The sequence below is a fragment of the Streptococcus parasanguinis genome, assembly GCF_001578955.1.
GTDB classification, from domain to species: Bacteria; Bacillota; Bacilli; order Lactobacillales; family Streptococcaceae; genus Streptococcus; species Streptococcus parasanguinis_U.
In genome coordinates, this window is sequence record NZ_KQ969691.1 from 226975 (window position 1) to 247504 (window position 20530).

Here is a 20530-nt window from a genome sequence, read left to right on the forward strand (position 1 = left end):
GGATTTTTAAAGGATCAGATAAAGAAAAAGACAGGTCCCATACGGGACCTGTCCATCCTGTTTTCGCTAAGAAAAGTCTATTTCACATGCTTTTCAAGTTCTTTTTGCGCTTTTTTATTGGATTCTTCTTTTTCTTTCTTCCATTGTTCACGCGCTTTGTCGTAGTCTTTCGCCGCTACGACCTTGTCTTGAACTTCTAAATACTTATAGTTAAAGGTTTGACCCTTGTGGCCGGTCCAAGCAAAGGCTGCAGAGTATGGTACAGTCTTACGAACGACTGGAGAAGCTCCATCCGAATGAATCGGAATCAAGAGGGCACTATCGGTCAACCAAGCTTGAGCCGCAGCATATTTTTCATAACGCTTGTTGACATCTGTGTTTTCTTTTTGAGCGTCTTCAATTAATTGATTGTACTCATCAAAGCCAGCTGCTTTTGCCGCCGCATTATCCGTACCAGCATCGAATCCAAAGTAAGAATTGGCATTTTCACCAGATTTACCACTGGTGATGTCGATGTAAGAAGATGGGTCCGTATAGTCTGGTCCCCAGCCCAAGTTATTGTTTAGATCCCAGTCTTGTTGGGAAGCATTTTCAGCAAAGTAAGTCACTCGTTGAAGATCATCCTCAGAAACCATATTCAGATCGATGACAATATTTTCTGCTCCCAATGTAGATTCAATCGACTGTTTGAAGGATTGGGCTTGTTTGATTCCTTCCGTATAAGTCGAAGAAGTTGGAAGGTCTAAATGAATTGGGAATTCAACTCCTTGAGCCTGCAAGTCTGCCTTAGCTTTGGCAAACTCTTCTTTGGCCTTGCTTGGATTGTAGAGGGTGTCTTTTCCATCTGCGACAGAGACCCCTTTCCATTCATCCCCATAAGCTTCTAAGTCTTTTTCTACTGCATCACCAAATTGTTTGCCATCGATTTGGACAAAGTTTGGTGGCGTAAAGGTATTACGGATCACCTTATTGGCACCCGCTTCCCCGTTAGTTTGCGCTACATAAGCCTTGCGGTTGAAGGCAAACATAATAGCTTGACGGAAGTCCTTGTTCAAGATTGCTTTCTTGGTAGAGGCCTTTTGAGCATCCGTGGTCTTCTTTGTGATTTCATAGGCCTGACGGTCAATGTTGAAGGAAAGGTTATAGGTTGAGGAACCTTGGTCAGTATAGACGATGTCGTCCTTATGCTTCTTCTCTACACTCTTATAGTTGGAACCATTTGGGAAAACACGGGCAACTGTATAGTCACCGTTATCAAATCCACGGATCAGAGACTCGGAGTCTTGACCATCATAATAGGTCAGTTTGACTTTACTGATCTTGACATTTTCCGCATCCCAGTAGGTTGGATTTTTTTCTAATATCGCAGAAGATTTCGAAGTAATGGATTTGATCAAATAAGGTCCGCAGTAAAGGATACTAGACGGAGAAGTTCCTTGACCATAGTCATCCCCTTTAGATTTCAGGAATTCTTCATTGACTGGCATCAGGATCCCCATCGTAGTCTTGGAATTCCAGAAGCTTTCTGGTTGGCTCAAGGTATATTGAACGGTATAATCATCAATCGCTTTCACACCAACGGTTGAGAAATCAGATGTTTTCCCTGAAACATAGTCATCCAAGCCTTTGACAGATTTTTGGACCAAGTAAATCGCTTGTGATTTCTTATCTGCCGCGTGCTTGAGACCTGTCACAAAGTCTTGGGCCTTAACCTCTCCTCCATATTCTTCCCCTTCAGAAGTCATCCATTTGACCCCTTTGCGGAGTTTATAAGTATAGGTCAAGCCGTCTTTGGAAACAGTCCAGTCTTTAGCAAGTGATGGGATTAAGTTCCCATACTTGTCTACTTCCAATAATCCATCTACCGCATTTCCTGTAAACTCGGAAGTCGATTTTTTATTGGAAATCGAATAGTCGAGCGTATCTGGATCCTGGGTATAGACATAGCTATACGTCTGTCCGCCGGAGCTTCCAGATTTTCCACCTGAGCAAGCTACTAGGACACCAGCCGATAAAAGCAGAGCGCTGGTAGCTAAGAGTACCTTTCCTTTGTTCATATAATTCACCTCATTGTAAAAATGTTATATTCAATTTAAATTATAGCACTTTCCAGGGAAATGTAAACGCTTTTACTGCGAAATTCTTCTCTTTTTTCTTTTTCTAGAATTTTTTCCGTTTTAATCCCTAACCTGTATGATATAATGGAATTTATGAATAACGGGAGACATTTACACAAACGACTTAAACGCAGCCTCTTGTCCCTCCTTGTAGGAGTCTTGACATTAGGCCCTATTTCCACTGCCTTTGCGGATGACATCTACCAGCAAGAAGATGTCATGAAAATCGCAGCTGATGCTGGACTGGTATTGGACGATTTTTACAAGCCTAAAGCTGACATCGTCATCGACGCCAATACTGGAGCCATTTTGTACGGAGACAATATCGACACGGTCCGGGACTCCGGAAGCATGGCCAAACTCATGAGTGCCTATGTGGTCTTTCGGGCCCTTAAGGAAGGCAAGATCAAGTACGATACCGTGGTCACAGCAACAGAGGCAGACCAAGCCATCTCGGAAAACAATCTGTTAAGTAACTCACCTATTGTAGCTGGTGTAGACTACAAAGTATCTGAATTGATCAAGATGCTCTTTGTTCCTTCTTCTAGCGCAGCCGTGATTATGCTCGCCAACGCCGTCACTGACAATGATCCCGATAAGTTTTTGGACTTAATGAATCAGTACACACAAGAAATGGGGATGAGCCATACCAAATGGCACAATCCAAATGGGGCAATGATCTCGGTCCTTCAGGGCTACTACAATCCTCAGCGCTACGATGTCAATGCGAATAACGAAATTACAGCGCGGGACATGTCTATTCTGGCTTATCACATCGTAAACGACCTGCCAGAAATGTTGGAATACACCAAGCAAGCTCACACTACCATCATGGAAGGAACCCCCTACGAGCAAAGCTACGATAACTACAATACTTCCCTCGAAGGTGGAAAATTCGCCCTTAAAGGAACAGATGGACTCAAAACTGGATCCAGCCCGACTGCTGACTACAACTACACCGCGACAACCAAGCGGGGTAAACAGCGGATTATCGAAGTCATTTTGGGGGTTGGGAACTACGATGTCGAGATCGCCGAAAGCTACCGCAATCAGATCGGAAATACCTTGGCTGAGAAAATGTTCGCAGACTACCAGTATAAAAAAGTCCTCTCTGCAGGGGAACATACCATCGACGGGAAGACCATTCAGCTGAAGCAAGACTTCTATGCGACTGTTAAGAAGGGAACGAAGCCAGCGCTAAAACTAGAAAATAACCGCCTAGTCGTCCAAAACGGCTTGCAACAGGTATCTCCAAGCATTAAACCGGGAGTGGCCGTCAGTGAGTCTAAAGCAACGACCTCTAGCAGTAAAAGCAAGGGACTCGATGTTATGTGGCTCTTCTGCTTCTTGCCTGCCGGAATTTTATACCTGATCTTTAAACAAACCGATCCAAAAAGAAGAAAATAGGAAAAGAACTCCCATTACCATAAGGTATGGGAGTTCTTGGTTTGTCGACAAAGCCATCTTAGGCCAAACCTTGAACGTAGGCATCTACTGCTACGATGGCTTGGGCAATATCAGAAGCCTTCACTTCAAATGGCATTTGATGGATGGTTTCTCCTTCGATGGTGGCCTGTTGGCCAACCTTGAGAAGATCTTCATAACTTGCAGTTTCAAGATGCATTTCTTTCAGAGTGGTTGGCATACCGATTTGTTGATAGAAACGAATGTATTTATTCAATTCTTCCTTCGGACGGTTTTCCAAGAACAATTGAACGAGCGTTCCGTAGGCTACTTTTTCACCGTGAGTTAAATGGTGGATGTCCCCAGTAAGGGCTGTAAAGCCATTATGGATGGCATGGGCAGCAGCTAATCCCCCACTTTCAAATCCAATACCACTGAGAAGGGTATTAGCTTCAATAATGTTTTCAAGAGCAGGTGTTACAACTTTGGCTTCACAAGCAGCCATGGCTTGGAGACCATCAGCAAATAAGGTTTCTTCACAACGTTGTGCAATGGCGACACCCGCTAAGGTTTGTCGTTGACCCAACATGGTTTTTCCATTCGCTTGCATCACTGCACGCGCTTCTACCCAAGTTGCTAGGCCATCTGCGATACCAGAAGCGAGCAAGCGTTTTGGTGCTTGAGAGATCACTTTGCTATCCACCAAGACCAATTCTGGGTTCTTAGAATAGAAGATATAGCGCTCAAAGGCACCCTCATCCGTATAGATAACCGACAAGGCGGAAACGGGAGCATCTGTAGAGGCGATGGTCGGAGCAATCACAACTGGTGATTTTAGAAGATCAGCAATAGCTTTTGCACTATCGATGGTCTTTCCTCCACCAAGTCCAATGACCAAATCACAGCCATTTTCTTCTGCCAGACTAACCACACGATTGATTTCGTTGTCAGAAGCTTCTCCATTGAAGAAGACTGGCAAAACCGTGAGCCCATTTTGACCAAGGTATTCTTCAAAACGCTTCCCTACGATATCATAGACCACTGAATCACATAGCAAAACAGGGTGATTCCCTAATTCTGAAATAGATTGCGCATTTTCAAATAAGGCATTCTCACCTTGAATGTAACGTGACGGACTTGCAAAATTTCTCATAGTCTGCTCCTTTAAAATTTATTTAGTTCACACCTATAGTAGCATTTATTTCTATGAAATTCAAAGAATTATACAAGGCTCCACTCAATTAAATTTATCTGTTCACGCAGTCATTGGAAGCGCTTCGTTTTTATTTGATGAATCTTATTATCAAAAATCCCCAAAGCTAGTTTCAGTAGGTTGAAACTTGACTTTGGGGATTTTTATTTTTTTTCACGAGCGATCAAGAAAATCAATCGCTTAACTGAAGTTGAGACTACTTCCTTTGATCAACAAAACTAGTATCGCGAAATTGAACTCGCCCTAAAAGCGTCGAGAAAAAGAGAGATTGCCTGGTGGGCATGGCCCACATGGTCAAGAAAATCAATCAATTGCTTAACTGAAGTCGAGACTACTTCCTTTGGAAAAAAGATAAATCAATTGGCATTCAGGGAATGCGGCATTGATTTCCTATTTTTCTGCAGGAAGTTTCGGTAAACCGAATCGTCTCTCCTATCTTAGTTTACCAAATAATCACACGATCCTCTGGTGCGCGCCACATGCCGTCGCCTTCTTTGACATCAAAGGTTTCAAAGAATTCGTCAAAGTTTGGTAATTGGACATTGGTGCGAAGTTTTCCTGGTGCATGGACATCGACACTTGCGAGGAGTTGCATGTACTCTGTCCGAGCTTTCATGCGCCAGATGCGAGCAAAGTTGGTGAAGAATTCTTCTGCTGAGAAATCTTCCTCTTTCTTAGCAGCTTCAAGGGCTGCAGCAATTCCTCCTAGATCTGCCACGTTTTCAGAAACGGTCAATTTCCCGTTGATCTTGGCACCGTAAGAGTCTTGCCCTTCAAACTGATCGATGACCTTTTGCGTGCGAGCGGTAAAGGCTTCGTAATCTTCTGGCTTCCACCAGTCTTTCAAGCTACCGTGCTCGTCAAAGGAAGCACCATTGGTGTCAAAGGCGTGGGAGATTTCATGGGCAATGACCGCACCGATTCCGCCGTAGTTGGCTGATGATGATTGGTGAAGGTCATAGAAAGGTGCCTGTAAAATCGCTGCTGGGAAGACGATTTGGTTCTGTTGCGGATCATAGTAAGCATTGACCATATTAGCTGGCATGTGCCATTCGCTCCGATCAACTGGTTGGTTCCACTTGCTCCAGACATGCTCGATGGAAATTTGAGCCAATTTTTGAGCATTTTCCACCAAGGTCTTGCTTTCGTCGATGATCTTCTTGGCGTATGTTTCAGGTAATTTTTCAGGGTAGCCGATATGTGGTGTGATGACATTGAGCTTGACAATGGCTTTTTCACGAGTTTCAGGAGCGAGCCAGTCTGCTTTTTCTAAGCGATCCTTGTAGACTTCAATCATGGTCGCTACTTTATGCTCTACGTCTGCTTTCGCCTCTGGTGAGAATTTTTCTCCTGCATACCAAAGGCCAAGTGCTTGGCTATAAGGTCCTTCTGCCAAAGCCAAAGCTGCCTTTTCTTTCGGACGTGCTTCTGGTGTCCCTGTGATGGTCCGTCCATATTCACCAGACAGGACACGGATTTCTTCGGTCAAGAAGGAAGTCCAAGAAAGAGCTGCGCCGAGTTTCAATTTAGCATGAAGGTTTTCCCAGTTGGCTGCTGAGTAGAATGTTGGTGCGAATTCTTTCCAGAAACGCTCTTCTGGCACGATGATAGTATCTGGCGTTTGTCCGATCACTTCTGTAAAGAAGGTATCGAGTGGCAATTCTGGAACCAAGGCCTTGAAATCTGCCCATTCATAAGGATGGTAGAGTTTGTTGTACTCTGATTTTTCTTCGTTTGACAAGACATATTTGGCCAATTCTGCATCAGCCGCAATGACCTTATCCAGGATGTCTTTGATTTCTTCCTCTGAAAAATCAAATTTTGCCAAGAGTTTTTCAACCATTTGACGCCAAACAGCTAATAACTCTGGTCCTTTTTCATTGTCTTCTTCATAGTAGGTTGTATCAGGCAAAATCAAACCGAGTGCTTCTCCCCACAAGACATTCATTTGGGCATTCATAAAGTCTGGTGACACGCTAAATGGCAAGAGATTTGGTTTGCCAGCTAGCTCATAGGTGCCCAACTTGCTGGTATAGTCTTCAAAGGAAGATAAGGCCTTGATTTCGTTGATCAAGGGCATAGCTGGAGCCACACCAGCTGCTTCCCGTGCATCAAAATCTGCCACCATTTTGTGGTATTTGACAAAGTTTTGCAGAATGCTATCTTCAGGCAATTCTTCTCCTCTTTGCCATTTTCCGGTAATATCCAACATCAAGTTTTCGATATCTTGGATCAAGTCCATAAAACCACCGGTTGACGGTTTGTCATCTGGAATCACAGCTGTCTCAGCCCATGCCCCATTGACGTAATCATAAAAATCATCTTGTAAACGTACCATGATCTTCTCGCTTTCATTCTTTTGTAATAACCTTATCAAAAATAGGAACTTTTTTCAATGATTTCAAGAGATTTAAGTTGAATTATTTTAAAAATTAACTTGACTTAACTTTTTATTCGTGTATAATTATTTCAAAAATTAACTTGACTTAATTTTTTTATTCATGTATATTAATGGTAAAGGAGCAAAATCATGATTCAAATTGAACATCTCAGTGTTGCTTACCAGCAAACACTGGCCTTGGAGGATCTTTCCCTCACCATCCAGGGTCCAACCATCCTAGGCATTCTTGGCCCCAATGGGGCTGGAAAATCAACCCTAATCAAGGCCATGCTAGGACTTCTCCCTCATGCGGGAAAGGTCCTGCTCGATCAAAAAGATCTCGGCCAAGCTCTTCAACGAGTGGCCTACGTCGAACAGAAATCCGCTATTGATTTCCACTTCCCCATCACGGTGCGGGAGTGCATCTCACTGGGTCTTTATCCCCACCTTTCTATCTTCAAGAGAAAAAGCAAAGAAGATCTCCAAAAAGTGGAAAATGCCTTGAAACTTGTCAATCTTCTTGATCTAGCGGATCGCCAGATCGGCCAGCTTTCAGGAGGGCAATTCCAACGGGTGCTGATCGCCCGCTGCTTGGTCCAAGAAGCGGATGTCATTTTTTTGGATGAGCCCTTCGCAGGGATTGACTCTGTCAGCGAAGACATCATCATGCAGACCCTCCAGACCTTGAAACAAGAAGACAAGACCATTCTGATCGTCCATCACGACCTCAGCAAGGTCCCAGCTTATTTCGACCAGGTCCTCCTCCTTCATCGTAAACTGATTGCATTTGGGAAAACAGAGGAAACCTTTACCAAAGAAAATCTGCATGCAGCCTATGGGCATGAACTCTTTATAGGAGGTGGCGTCGGATGATTACAGAATTTATCGATGGATTACAGCAATTCCACTTCTTACAGAATGCCCTGATCACAGCCATCGCCATCGGGATTGTCGCTGGAGCCGTTGGATGCTTCATTATTTTAAGAGGCATGTCTCTCATGGGAGACGCTATCTCACACGCAGTTCTTCCTGGTGTGGCTCTCTCCTTTATCCTAGGCATCAATTTCTTTATTGGCGCTATTGTCTTTGGCCTCCTGGCGTCCGTCCTTATCACCTATATCAAGAGCAACTCCATCATCAAGAGCGACACTGCAATTGGGATTACCTTTTCTTCTTTCCTCGCCTTAGGAGTCATCCTGATTGGAGTCGCTAAAAGTTCCACCGACCTTTTCCACATCCTCTTTGGGAATATCTTGGCCGTCCAAGACCGGGATATGTGGATAACCATCGGTGTTGGTGCTGCGGTCTTGCTGGTGATTGTCCTACTCTTTCGACCCTTACTGCTCACATCTTTTGATCCTGTTCTGGCTCAATCCATGGGCGTCCGGGTCAAGGTCTATCACTACCTCCTTATGGTGCTCTTGACCTTGGTTTCTGTCACTGCTATGCAGAGTGTCGGAACCATTCTCATCGTCGCCATGCTCATTACACCCGCTGCGACGGCCTATCTCTATACCAATAGTCTCTGGTCCATGATGCTCCTTTCATCCGGATTAGGTGCTCTTGCATCCATCCTGGGACTCTTTATTGGCTATAGCTTAAACATCGCCGTCGGGTCTTGTATTGTCCTCACTTCTGCTGTCTTCTTTCTCATCAGCTTCTTTATCGCTCCTAAGCAGAGAAAGAATAAGCACGCTCTTTCATCTCATTAAAGGAGAAACACATGAAAAAAACCGCTTCTATCCTCGCCCTCTTTGTGGCACTCTTATTTGGTCTGTTGGCCTGTAGCAAAGGCTCTTCTTCTGGAGCTTCTGATAAATTGAAAGTGGTCACCACCAACTCCATCCTTGCAGATATCACCAAAAATATAGCTGGGGATAAGATCGAGCTGCACAGTATCGTTCCTGTCGGCAAAGATCCTCACGAGTACGAACCGCTTCCAGAAGATGTCAAAAAGACTTCGCAAGCAGACCTCATCTTCTACAACGGGATCAACCTCGAAACCGGTGGCAATGCTTGGTTTACTAAATTGGTCAAAAATGCCAATAAAGTTGAAAACAAAGACTATTTCGCAGCTAGCGACGGAGTCGACGTCATCTACTTGGAAGGCCAAAACCAAGCTGGAAAAGAAGACCCTCACGCTTGGCTCAATCTCGAAAACGGGATCCTCTACGCTAAAAACATTGCCAAACAATTGATCGCAAAAGATCCCAAAAACAAGGACTTCTACGAAAAAAATCTAGCTGCCTATACTGAAAAACTCAGCAAGCTCGACCAAGAAGCCAAACAAAAATTCAACAATATCCCAGAAGAGAAGAAGATGATTGTAACCAGCGAAGGCTGCTTCAAATACTTCTCCAAAGCCTACGGCGTCCCATCCGCCTATATCTGGGAAATCAATACGGAAGAAGAAGGCACACCTGACCAAATCAAAACGCTGGTAGAAAAGCTCCGGCAAACCAAGGTGCCTGCCCTCTTTGTTGAATCTAGCGTCGATGAACGTCCTATGAAAACTGTGTCTAAAGATACCAATATCCCGATCTATGCAAAGATCTTCACTGATTCCATTGCCAAAGAGGGAGAAAAAGGTGATAGCTACTACAGCATGATGAAATGGAACTTAGACAAGATCGCAGAAGGTTTGAACAAATAAGATTCCAAACTGATTAGATTCTCAAACAAATCAGTGGCTCTTCCCCCTTCATTGATGTACATTGAAAAGAAAAAAGGAGTCTTTGCTATGACAACATTTTTAGGAAACCCTGTTACCTTTACCGGATCTCAACTTCAAGTTGGCGATACTGCTCATGACTTTTCATTGATCACTCCAGCTCTTGAGAAGAAATCTTTAGCTGATTTTGCTGGCAAGAAAAAAGTCCTCAGCATTATCCCATCCATCGACACAGGTATCTGTTCGATGCAAACACGTCACTTCAATCAAACCTTATCGGATATGGAAGACACTGTCGTCTTGACGGTCTCTGTCGACCTTCCTTTTGCTCAAGGTAAATGGTGCGCTGCTGAAGGGCTCGACAATGCCATCATGCTCTCAGACTACTACGACCATTCCTTCGGGAAAGCATACGGCCTCTTGATCAATGAATGGCACCTACTCGCACGCGCTGTCTTGGTCTTAGATGCGGATAACAAGGTTACTTACGTTGAATACCTAGACAATATCAACAGCGAACCAAATTACGACGCTGCAATCGAAGCCGTCAATGCGCTTGGATAAATGAAAAAAGAGGTCTGCGACCTCTTTTCCATTGCTATAAAATCCGATGAAGTCCATTCTGTAGGAGGACGCGCCAGCGTAAGCGAGGGATGCCTCTGAGGAAACTCCGCACGCGCTGTGCCACTTGTTGCTTGTAGCTCTTGCCTCCTTGTGCAAAGACTCCTTTTCGACTCCAGTAGCCTTCGACACTGCGATCATTTTTAGGGGCTAGATAGCGAACATCTTGCTGATAGAGGACATGCTTGCGAAAGGCTGGATCCCAAGCTTTGACGGGGTCAATATCTAAGTCCTTATGGGTCCGTCCCCTAGCCAGCCCGTAGTTAAAACTAGCCCCATTGACAATGCCATTTTCAGAAACTTCTACTGGATCGACTTCATTGAGAAAACGCCCGGCTTGATCGAGAATATACTCCGTATGGAAATTTAACAAGACCTTGAAATTGACTTGTTGGGAGGTCCCTGATGGATAATGAAGGTGACCATCTGGCCCTAGGGAGACCTTATTGTGAAGGCGAGCAGCCGCATAAGCATCCACCGTGACCGCTCTAGCCTCCTGTAGGTAAGCTTGTAAGGCCTCCTCGTCAGTCTGTCCAGCTCTGGCCTCATGCGTCCGAATCCACTGGGCTTGGTAACTTGAAAGTAGGTAGCGTAACTGGTGAACCTGGCGTTTCAAGAGCTGATCTCCCGACTGATCTGCTAAGGGATCCTTTTCAAAGGCGATTTGCACGACGTGTGAAAAAGCCTTCCAAAAGTCGGAACCTGGCGGACAATCTGGAGCCATCCTACTCAGAAGAAAGGCTGTTTCTTCACAAGTTCCGGACAGGTCACTTGGCATAAGAAGAATTTTCATGACTCCCCTCAGCAAGTCTTGGGCAGCCGTTTCCGTTAGATCTTTGATCTCTTGAAACCACATATTTTGAAACAGAGGACTGGCAAAGAAAAAGACAGACTGGTATTGTTCTTGGTAGGCTTGTGGATCTTTCAATCCCTGCAAGTGCTTCTCTAGATAGGCTAAACTACTCTCTCTCCAGCCTAATCTCACTAATTCCCGTCTGTTCATAGTGCCGTCCTTTCTATGCTTCTATACTACCATCTTTTGGAGCTTGAGACAATTCTCATTACTCCACTAGCGTTTTTGAGGAGATTTTTGATATACTAGAAGTGAGCGAAGAAAAGAGGAAAGCATGACACCAAACAAAGAAGATTACCTCAAGTGCATTTATGAAATTGGCACAGAAGTAGAAAAAATTAGCAACAAGGAAATCGCGAGTCGCATGCAGGTCTCTCCACCCGCTGTGACCGAGATGATTAAGCGCATGATCTCAGAGGGTCTCTTGGTGAAGGATAAGACCCATGGGTATCTACTAACGGATCTAGGATCGCAGTTGGTCTCTGATCTCTACCGCAAGCACCGCTTGATCGAAGTATTTCTTCTGGAAAAACTTGACTATACAACTGAAGAAGTCCATGAAGAGGCAGAAGTTCTCGAACATACCGTTTCTGAACATTTCATCGACCGGCTGGATCACATGCTTGGAAATCCTAAGAGTTGCCCTCACGGTGGGACAATTCCAAAGAAAGGCGAAAGGCTTGTCGAAGCCTACCAAGACCGTCTCAGTGAAACGACTGAGCCTGGTCTGTATATTCTGCAAAGGGTCTATGACACCTATGAATTGTTAAAATTCTTAGACCAGATCCATCTCCAAATTGGTGATACCATCGCGTTTCAACGGTACGATGACTACACAGGCCTCTATCACTTCGTTATCCATGGACAAGAAATTTCTATCAACCAAGTGATCGCCCAACAACTCTATATCGAAAAACATGCAGTCTAACCCGACTGCATGTTTTCTTACTTATGGATTTTTCGTATCGAGGATAATGGTCACCGGGCCATCATTGATCAATTCAATCGCCATATCGGCTCCAAAGATCCCTCGTTTGACAGGAACTTCCTTTTCTAATTGATCATTAAAGGCATCATATAACTGACTGGCCATATCTGGCTTGGCAGCCCCTGTAAAAGCAGGACGGTTGCTTTTTTTGTCTCCGCAAAGAGGGTAAATTGAGAGATCGACAAGATTTCTCCTTGAATATCTTTGACCGAAAGATTCATCTTATCTTCCTCATCTGAGAAAATACGCATCTGCGATACCTTGCGGACTGCATACTCCAAATCCTTCTGGTCATCCTCAGGCCCTACTCCCACTAAGAGCAGCAAGCCTTGCTGGATCGCATTGTAAACTTGGCCATCAATGGAAACCGAGGCACTCTTGACCCGTTGAATCACTAATTTCATTTTACTATCCTATATTATAAATCTATTTGGCATTCACTACTAACCTTCAAAGAACATCAACTTCAGACAAAGCAGCAAGACACAGACAGTACTTCAGTACGGCAAGGCGAGCTAACCAACTAATAAAAGAGTTCTGACCATGTTCTTACTTACTTCAAAGAAAATCGACATCAGACAAGGCAGTGAGACGCAGGCATAACTGTAGTTAGACCAGTCGAAACTAACGCAGTATGAAGTCGATTTTCGCAGAAGACTAGCCGTTGGTACGCTTAACAGAGTACACCTCCGGCACACTCTTAATCTTATCCACAACCGTTGTCAACATAGACAGGTTTGGAATTCCAAAGGAAATGTGGATATTGGCAAATTTCATGTCTTTGGTTGGTTGGGCATTGACGGTTGAGACCATCTTAGCTGTATTGGAGAGGACTTGTAGTACATCGTTCAGAAGTCCGGCACGGTTGAGTCCGTAAATATCGATGTGGGCGATGTAGTCCTTGGTCGTGTTGTTATCTTCCCATTCCACATCAATCAAACGTTGCTCGTAGTTGTCTTGAGCTCGGAGATTCATACAGTCCTGACGGTGAATGGCAACACCGCGTCCTTTGGTGATGTAGCCAACGATTTCATCGCCTGGAACTGGGTTACAGCACTTAGCAATCCGAATCAAGAGCCCAGAAGCGCCTTGGATGACCACGCCACCTTCGTGACGGACCTTCAAGGTGTCTTTTTTATTTTCAACCTTGACCTCGCCACCTTTGACTAGCTCTTCTGCTTCTGCGCGTGCCTTAGCCCGTTCTTCTTCCCGGCGTTCATCCTCCGTCAAGCGGTTAAAGATGGTAATAGCCCCAATCTCTCCAAAACCAATCGCCGCAAACAAGGCTTCTTCTGTCTTGTAACTTGATTTTTGTAGCACTTTGTCCATGTGCTTTTTGTCCATGAACTTATTGGCTACCAAGTCATGCTCGTGGAATTGGGCCATCAAGAGGTCCCGACCCCGGTTAATCGATAATTCCTTATCTTGATTTTTAAAGAACTGACGGATCTTGTTACGCGCCTTGCTAGTTTTAACAAGGGTCAGCCAGTCACGGCTCGGACCAAAGGAGTTGGCATTGGTGATAATCTCCACCTGGTCTCCCGTCCGAAGTTTGGTATTGAGGGGCACCATCCGGCCGTTGACCTTGGCACCAATCGCTTTTTCCCCAACCTTGGTGTGGATTTCATAAGCAAAATCGATCGGTCCAGAATCTTTCGGAAGCGAGCGCACGGTTCCATCTGGTGTGAAGACGTAAATCTCTTCTGCCAAGATGTCTTCTTTTACATTTTCAACAAATTCTTTAGCATCGCCTGACTGGTCCTGGAGTTCCATCATCTCCTTGATCCAGTTCATCCCAATAGCCGATTCCTTGCTGTTGACTTGGCCCTTGATCCCTTTCTTATAGGCCCAGTGCGCCGCAACCCCGTACTCAGCAACCTCATGCATTTCCTTGGTTCGGATCTGGAACTCAATCGGTCCTTTAGGGCCGTATACAGTCGTATGGATGGACTGATAGCCATTGGCCTTCCGGTTGGCAATATAGTCCTTAAATCGACCCGGCATTGGCTTCCAGAGCTCATGGATATAGCCCAGCATGGCATAAACATCACTTGGAGTGTCCAGGATGCAGCGGATGGCAATCAAGTCATAGATTTCATCGAAGCGTTTCTTCTTATCCTGCATTTTGCGATAGATCGAATAGATATGCTTTGGTCGACCATAAATTTTCCCATGCAGATGGCGTTCCCCAGCATAGGTCTCGATCTTGTGGACAACCTCTTCGACCAACTCTTCTCGCTCGCGACGTTTTTCCTTCATCATATGAGAAATCTTGTAGAATTCTGTCTCATTCAAATAACGGAAAGACAAATCCTCCAGTTCCCATTTGACGCTGGAAATCCCGAGACGGTGGGCGAGTGGCGCATAGATCTCCATGGTCTCACGCGAAATTCGCTCTTGCTTATCCTTGCGCAAATGCTTGAGGGTACGCATATTATGCAAGCGGTCTGCCAATTTGACCAAAATGACACGAATATCTTGAGACATGGCCATGAGCATCTTGCGATGGTTTTCCGCCAACTGCTCTTCATGAGACTTGTACTTGACCTTCCCGAGCTTGGTCACCCCATCGACAATCACGCGCACATCATGACCAAATTCGCGCTCTAAATCATCTAAAGTCGCATCCGTATCTTCCACGACATCATGCAAAAAGCCGCAGGCGACCGTCACAGCATCCAGTTTCAGCTTGGCAAGGATCCCTGCTACTTGAATTGGGTGGATGATATAAGGCTCGCCAGACTGACGGAATTGCCCATTATGGCAATCAACCGCATAGACCAAAGCCTTTTGTACAAAAGCAACATCTTCAGGTGATAAATATTTTTTTGTAAGGGCAACGACTTGGTCCCCTGTTAAATTCTCTTCTTTCGGCATGTATTTTCTCCAGTTTCTTGGATACTATTTTAACACTTTTAGAAGCAGATGGGAACCAATGAAGCTACTTTAATATACGGATACTTCTCGAAGATCATTCTGGGATCCACCTTGCTTTCATCATTCTTGTAAAAAAACTAACGAAGCGATTCCTTCACTTCGTTAGTTCATTAATTCTGTGACAACACTCACGGCGCTGAGGGTGTAGAGTGGCGCTGTTTCTGCTCGCAGGATGCGAGGACCAAGTCCTGCAAGAATGGCTCCTTTAACTGTAAAACTTTCAATTTCTGCAGGGGAGAGGCCTCCCTCTGGCCCAAAGATAAAGAGCAATTTGCTTCCAGCTTCCAATCCGGTCAGAGACTGAAGTAAAGCTGCTGCCTCTCCTTCTTTAGCCGACTCTTCATAAGCCACCACGATCCGATCAAACTGTTCTAACTGAGCCAGAAAGTCTGCCTTTTTCTCAAAAAGGGTAATGCTTGGGACCAGATTTCGCTTACTCTGCTCGGCTGCTCCGAGGGCGATTTTTTCTAGTTTCTCGACCTTTTTACCCAATTTCTTGCCGTCCCACTTAGCAACGGACCAGTCTGCAGGGAAGGCCCAGATTTGGCTGGCACCGAGTTCCGTTACTTTCTGAGTGATGAACTCGAGCTTGTCTCCCTTGGGAAAGCCTGATGCGATGGTCACTTGGACTGGCAGTTCCACATTGTCAGCTAATTCCTCGATTAGCTCCAACTTACGGGCTTCTACATTTACCACGCGCGCCAAACGCTTGATCCCATCATCAAAGACCAAAGTCACCTCATCATCTTCTTTTAAGCGCATGACCTGAAACATGTGCTTGCTGGTCTCCTTGTCCTCTATGGTGACAGGTGAGCTAGCCAAACCTTTTACAAAATACTGCTGCATGCTAGCCTCCAATCACACCGGAGATATCCTTGGTCTTCTTGAAGACGCAGGCATTCCATTCCCCTTGGATCATGTGGGTTTCAAGGAAAAATCCAGCTGACTCAGCCGACTCACGTACCATGTCCCATTTGTCCTTGATAATTCCACTCATGATCAGGTAACCTTCGTCCTTGACCAAACGATAAGCATCATCTGTCAGATGGATAAGAATATCCGCCAAGATGTTGGCCACGATGACATCTGCCTCAATCTCCACGCCCTTGAGCAAATCGCCCGGAGCTACATGGATGTTTTCCATTCCCGGGTTGAGCTCAATATTTTCCTGAGCGACGCGAACCGCTACGTCATCCAAGTCATAGGCGAAGATTTCCTTGGCACCAAGAAGGGAGCTAGCGATGGAAAGGACTCCTGAACCTGTCCCCACATCTAGCACTGTCTCCCCACCACGAAGAACCTGCTCCAAGGCAAAGAGACTCATCTTGGTTGTCGGGTGGGTTCCTGTTCCGAAGGCCATACCTGGATCCAGCTTGATAATCTTTTCTCCCGCCGTTGCCTCATAGTCTGTCCATGACGGCACGATGGTCAAGTCATGAGTGATACGAGCTGGTTCATAGTATTTCTTCCAGTTGTCTGCCCAGTCTTCCTCAGCCAAGGCAGTCGTCCCCATCTTGACCTCTCCTAGATCCATAAAATCCGTCAATTCTGCTAAGCGAGCCTGCAAGTCCGCTTCAACCGCTGCTACATCAACCGTTTCCGGGTAGTAGGCCGTCACCACGATTTCTTCTTGCTGCTCGACATCAGGAAAAATCTCACCAAAGCGGTCGACATTTCCCACATAATCCATGCTGTCTTCGATTGCTACCCCTTGGGCGCCTAACTCGATCAAGAGGTTGGAGACTAGTTCCTCACCCTCACGCTTCACTGTAACTTTTAACTCTTGCCATGTTTCCATTTGATTCTCCTTAACAATCCATTGTTTCTTCTAATTCTTTTAAAGTCTTACCGTCCTTATTTTTCCAATCCGTTCGACCATTCGTATTCATGCCTAGTACAAAAGCGGCTGCGTAAGATGGACTGGAGAACAGTTGTTTTTCTTGTAAAACACCATCTTTAATCACATTTGATTTGATTAATTCCTTACGCAATTCTTTTAGACTTGCTGGTATTGCGGGTGAATCAACCTCATCCACTTGACTGCCTTCTAAAACAACAAAACCTTCCGAAGTCTGTTCGCAGATAGCTTCAATCATTCGATTTGATTTCTTTGTTTTTCGCTTCAAATAGAGATGAGTTGAATTTTCATTAGAAACATTCTGATCTGTTTTCTTGGTCATAGGAACAAACACTCGGTACCCTAAGGTTCCTACAATCATCAAAGTATTTTCTACAACCTCATCCAACTCAGACTGCTTTTCTTCTGTTACATTCCCAGAATTGGGCTCATTCCCATTTTTGACAATAAAGCGCCCCGCGTCCTTTGCTAGTTGTGTAAATTTATTTTCCAAGTAACTAATTTCTGTGGGACCAAAGGAAATATTCTGCGTCGTCAAAATAATCACATCATTAAAATAATCTGCATGGTTATCACGAGTATGTTCCTGAACACGTAAAAGGACACCTTCACCATTTTTGCGATTCGTCGCCTGCCCAATATAGGTAACATCCTTTTGCTTATTTTCATCACGACCAAATAAGAAATAAATGCCACTTTGCTTCATTTCGTCACGTGATTTTAAATCTGATAATTGAATGCGTGGAATTTTATAGATCACACCTGTCCAATTGGACAAGGTACATTTGATTATACCAGTAACTTCTCCATCCATGAGAAACATGTTGATATTTTTACTACGCTTCATCCTAATTTCTTCTCCACATAATCTCTCACCCGTTCTTGCAATTGAGGAACCACTCGATCTGAAATTAAAAACTCTTCAAAGCTCACTAACTTATAGCCCTGTCCCTCATCTCCAAAGTCAATGTGTTCAAACTCTTCTTGGGCTAGATTGCCAACTAGAAAAACGAACTGTTTCTTCTCATCCAAGATGCCAGGATAGATCTCGGACCATATCACTTCCTCTTTCGACAGTTGAATATTCAATTCCTCATAAACCTCACGCGCCACACACTCAAAAGGTGTCTCATTTCCTTCCCGACCACCACCTGGCAAGTCCCACATATTGGGGTAAGGAATCGTTTCTTTATCATCGCGCAAGATGGTCAAAATTTGCCCCTCACAAATCAAGGCAATTTTACAACCCGTAAATTCGAATCGTGCTTCTAAGCAATCCTCAAGCATGAGCTTTCCCTCTTAATATCTCGGATAGGGATAAAAGGTGCTTTCTTCTAGGCCAATCTTGCCTTCTTCAAAAACTTCTTGGTTCCAGACGATCTCAAAGCTCTCTGCTTCTTCGTCTGCTAAGAAATCCATGAGCTCATCCAAGGCCAACTCAGCTGTATCTCGGAGGAAAGTCGCAAAATAGGCTAGAAACTCACGAGACAAGCCTTTTTTAGGCTCATAAGGAATCGCCGTTAAATAGGCATCTTCTTCCACATGAGACTTGGCTGGATTGTAGAAGAGCACGGCTTCTTCAAAGAAAATATCCTCATCAGACTCTTCACCGGCTTCATCAACCAGTGCAACCCCGCCTGTGTTTTGCGCTTCCAAGAGAAAAGCCACTTCTACCGCATGGTTTTTCTTATCCCAATTGATCTCAAAATCAAAGGGAAAAACCTTGTCCATCTCCTCTTCTAAAACATCCAAAAATCCGTATTTAGACATAGCGTCCTCTTTCTAATTTCCCACTCTTAGAGCGGAATATGATACAATAGTTACTACAATCTTACCATAAAAACCGTCTCTTTGAAAGGAGACAAAGCTAGAAAGGAGAAGGAAATGCCCGACAATCTCGCACTCCGTATGCGACCACGAACGATCGATCAAGTCATCGGTCAACAGCACCTGGTTGGAGAAGGCAAAATCATTCGTCGCATGGTCGAGGCCAATCGTCTGTCCTCTATGATTCTCTATGGACCTCCGGGGATCGGAAAGACCAGTATTGCTTCTGCGATCGCAGGAACGACCAAGTATGCTTTTCGGACCTTTAATGCAACAGTTGACAGTAAAAAACGCCTACAAGAAATCGCAGAGGAGGCCAAATTTTCTGGTGGCTTGGTCCTGCTCTTGGACGAGATCCATCGCCTCGATAAAACTAAACAAGATTTTCTCCTGCCTTTGCTCGAAAGTGGTCTGGTCATCATGATCGGTGCAACGACTGAAAATCCCTTTTTCTCTGTCACACCCGCTATTCGTAGCCGCGTACAAATCTTTGAGCTGGAACCGTTGACGACGGAGGAGGTCAAGCAAGCTCTAAAAACGGCGCTGGACGATCCCGACCGTGGCTTTGATTTTCCAGTCGTGCTCGATGAGGACGCTTTGGATTTCATCGCTACCTCAACCAATGGAGATCTTCGCTTTGCCTTTAATTCTCTCGATCTGGCTGTGCTGTCGACCTCTGAAAATGCAGAAGGGATCCGCCATATTACGCTAGAGATCATGGAAAATAGCCTCCAGCGCAGCTACATCACCATGGACAAAGATGGAGACGGCCACTACGACGTGCTCTCTGCTCTGCAAAAATCTATCCGTGGTTCGGACGTCGATGCTAGTCTCCACTATGCCGCTCGTTTGATCGAAGCCGGAGATCTACCCAGCCTCGCTCGTCGCTTGACTGTCATCGCTTATGAGGATATCGGCCTAGCCAATCCAGATGCGCAGATTCATACCGTAACAGCCCTTCAAGCAGCTGAGCGCATCGGCTTTCCTGAGGCTCGCATTCTCATCGCCAACATCGTCATCGATCTAGCCCTTTCGCCTAAATCCAACTCAGCCTACGTTGCCATGGACAAGGCGCTGGCTGATCTTAGAAGTTCTGGCAACCTTCCTATTCCTCGCCACCTCCGCGATGGTCATTATGCCGGAAGCAAGGAACTGGGAAATGCGCAAAACTATAAATATCCTCACAACTACCCTGGCAACTGGGTCAATCAGGACTACCTGCCAGACAAGCTCAAACACGCCTCCTACTTTATTCCCAATGAAAATGGCAAGTACGAGCGTGCTCTCGGAGCCACCAAGGAGAAGATTGATCAATTTAAGAAAAAGTGACATCGGTTTCAAAAAATTGAGATTTTCCCTTGAAATATTTTCAAAATGTGGTATCATATACATATAGAAACGCTGTGGTGTACGACTTCACACTTAAGTGTTGACCGACTATTTTTTGTATTATTAGGGAAACAAAAGACTTCTGGCAGTATGCAGGCCGTTTCACGCGGAAGCAGCTAAGTCAGAGCGAGTTGCCCACCTGCTTAATTGCGCGGGTTCAATACAAATCGTGAAGTTTCGGCACCAATACAGCTTTTTATATTTGCCTCCTTAGCTCAGTTGGTAGAGCAGTAGACTCTTAATCTATGGGTCACAGGTTCGAGCCCTGTAGG

At 45.0% G+C, this 20530-nt stretch carries 17 protein-coding genes, 1 other RNA gene and 1 pseudogene; 8 read left to right on the forward strand and 11 right to left on the reverse strand.

Going from position 1 to position 20530, the window contains the following annotated elements:
• Positions 1-77: 77 nt before the first annotated feature.
• The gene (locus SPADD19_RS07865) at positions 78-2057 is read right to left on the reverse strand and encodes a peptide ABC transporter substrate-binding protein (protein ID WP_061455725.1); all 1980 of its coding nucleotides are present in this window, start codon (positions 2055-2057) and stop codon (positions 78-80) included.
• Between the two features lie 144 nt (positions 2058-2201).
• Between SPADD19_RS07865 and SPADD19_RS07870 the strand changes: the two genes are divergently transcribed.
• A complete protein-coding gene (locus SPADD19_RS07870) occupies positions 2202-3524 on the forward strand; it encodes a DUF1958 domain-containing protein (RefSeq protein ID WP_061455726.1) in 1323 nt (440 codons plus the stop codon).
• A 58-nt stretch (positions 3525-3582) separates the two neighbouring features.
• Here the strand turns inward: SPADD19_RS07870 and SPADD19_RS07875 are convergent, their stop codons facing one another.
• Both SPADD19_RS07875 and SPADD19_RS07880 read right to left on the reverse strand, forming a co-directional pair.
• Entirely contained in the window at positions 3583-4674 is a 1092-nt protein-coding gene (locus tag SPADD19_RS07875) for a glycerol dehydrogenase (RefSeq protein WP_061455727.1), read from the reverse strand.
• A gap of 502 nt (positions 4675-5176) precedes the next feature.
• Positions 5177-7072, reverse strand: a complete 1896-nt coding sequence (locus tag SPADD19_RS07880) for a M13 family metallopeptidase (protein WP_061455728.1) — start codon at positions 7070-7072, stop codon at positions 5177-5179.
• Between the two features lie 192 nt (positions 7073-7264).
• On the opposite strand from SPADD19_RS07880, the gene SPADD19_RS07885 reads away from it, so the two are divergent.
• The 4 genes from SPADD19_RS07885 (at position 7265) to tpx (ending at position 10349) form a co-directional block, all read left to right on the forward strand.
• Positions 7265-7987, forward strand: coding sequence for a metal ABC transporter ATP-binding protein (locus SPADD19_RS07885; protein WP_061455729.1), 723 nt, complete (start codon positions 7265-7267; stop codon positions 7985-7987).
• Complete coding sequence (locus tag SPADD19_RS07890) at positions 7984-8826, forward strand: metal ABC transporter permease (protein ID WP_003004302.1); 843 nt, start codon at positions 7984-7986, stop codon at positions 8824-8826. The genes SPADD19_RS07885 and SPADD19_RS07890 overlap by 4 nt, the downstream gene beginning before the upstream one ends.
• A gap of 11 nt (positions 8827-8837) precedes the next feature.
• Positions 8838-9767, forward strand: a complete 930-nt coding sequence (gene fimA, locus SPADD19_RS07895; RefSeq protein ID WP_061455730.1) for a metal ABC transporter substrate-binding lipoprotein/fibrin-binding adhesin FimA — start codon at positions 8838-8840, stop codon at positions 9765-9767.
• 87 nt (positions 9768-9854) lie between these two features.
• Positions 9855-10349, forward strand: a complete 495-nt coding sequence (tpx, locus tag SPADD19_RS07900; RefSeq protein WP_061455731.1) for a thiol peroxidase — start codon at positions 9855-9857, stop codon at positions 10347-10349.
• Positions 10350-10383: 34 nt separating this feature from the next.
• On the opposite strand, the gene SPADD19_RS07905 is transcribed toward tpx, so the two are convergent.
• Positions 10384-11409, reverse strand: a complete 1026-nt coding sequence (locus SPADD19_RS07905) for a DUF3114 domain-containing protein (RefSeq protein WP_061455732.1) — start codon at positions 11407-11409, stop codon at positions 10384-10386.
• A 124-nt stretch (positions 11410-11533) separates the two neighbouring features.
• On the opposite strand from SPADD19_RS07905, the gene SPADD19_RS07910 reads away from it, so the two are divergent.
• Entirely contained in the window at positions 11534-12187 is a 654-nt protein-coding gene (locus SPADD19_RS07910) for a metal-dependent transcriptional regulator (protein ID WP_061455733.1), read from the forward strand.
• Positions 12188-12208: 21 nt separating this feature from the next.
• On the opposite strand, the pseudogene dtd reads toward SPADD19_RS07910, so the two are convergent.
• The 7 genes and pseudogenes from dtd to SPADD19_RS07945 form a co-directional block, all read right to left on the reverse strand.
• Positions 12209-12651: pseudogene (gene dtd, locus SPADD19_RS07915) on the reverse strand (D-aminoacyl-tRNA deacylase).
• A 253-nt stretch (positions 12652-12904) separates the two neighbouring features.
• Positions 12905-15124: a RelA/SpoT family protein gene (locus SPADD19_RS07920; RefSeq protein WP_049506398.1), complete on the reverse strand. Its 2220-nt coding sequence runs from the start codon at positions 15122-15124 to the stop codon at positions 12905-12907.
• Positions 15125-15286: 162 nt separating this feature from the next.
• Positions 15287-16030: a 16S rRNA (uracil(1498)-N(3))-methyltransferase gene (locus SPADD19_RS07925; RefSeq protein WP_061455734.1), complete on the reverse strand. Its 744-nt coding sequence runs from the start codon at positions 16028-16030 to the stop codon at positions 15287-15289.
• A 1-nt stretch (position 16031) separates the two neighbouring features.
• The gene (prmA, locus tag SPADD19_RS07930) at positions 16032-16982 is read right to left on the reverse strand and encodes a 50S ribosomal protein L11 methyltransferase (RefSeq protein WP_049486462.1); all 951 of its coding nucleotides are present in this window, start codon (positions 16980-16982) and stop codon (positions 16032-16034) included.
• Positions 16983-16992: 10 nt separating this feature from the next.
• Positions 16993-17889 carry a GIY-YIG nuclease family protein gene (locus tag SPADD19_RS07935; RefSeq protein WP_049482800.1) on the reverse strand — a complete coding sequence of 299 codons (897 nt, stop codon included), beginning with the start codon at positions 17887-17889 and terminating at the stop codon, positions 16993-16995.
• Positions 17886-18329: an NUDIX hydrolase gene (locus SPADD19_RS07940; RefSeq protein WP_049482801.1), complete on the reverse strand. Its 444-nt coding sequence runs from the start codon at positions 18327-18329 to the stop codon at positions 17886-17888. Before SPADD19_RS07940 ends, SPADD19_RS07935 begins: the two co-directional genes overlap by 4 nt.
• Before the next feature lie 12 nt (positions 18330-18341).
• Entirely contained in the window at positions 18342-18812 is a 471-nt protein-coding gene (locus SPADD19_RS07945) for a DUF3013 family protein (RefSeq protein WP_045759019.1), read from the reverse strand.
• Positions 18813-18926: 114 nt separating this feature from the next.
• On the opposite strand from SPADD19_RS07945, the gene SPADD19_RS07950 reads away from it, so the two are divergent.
• On the forward strand, positions 18927-20198 hold the full coding sequence (locus SPADD19_RS07950) for a replication-associated recombination protein A (RefSeq protein ID WP_061455735.1): 1272 nt from the start codon (positions 18927-18929) through the stop codon (positions 20196-20198).
• A 66-nt stretch (positions 20199-20264) separates the two neighbouring features.
• A non-coding RNA gene (ssrS, locus tag SPADD19_RS07955) (6S RNA) lies at positions 20265-20457 on the forward strand.
• Positions 20458-20530: the final 73 nt, after the last annotated feature.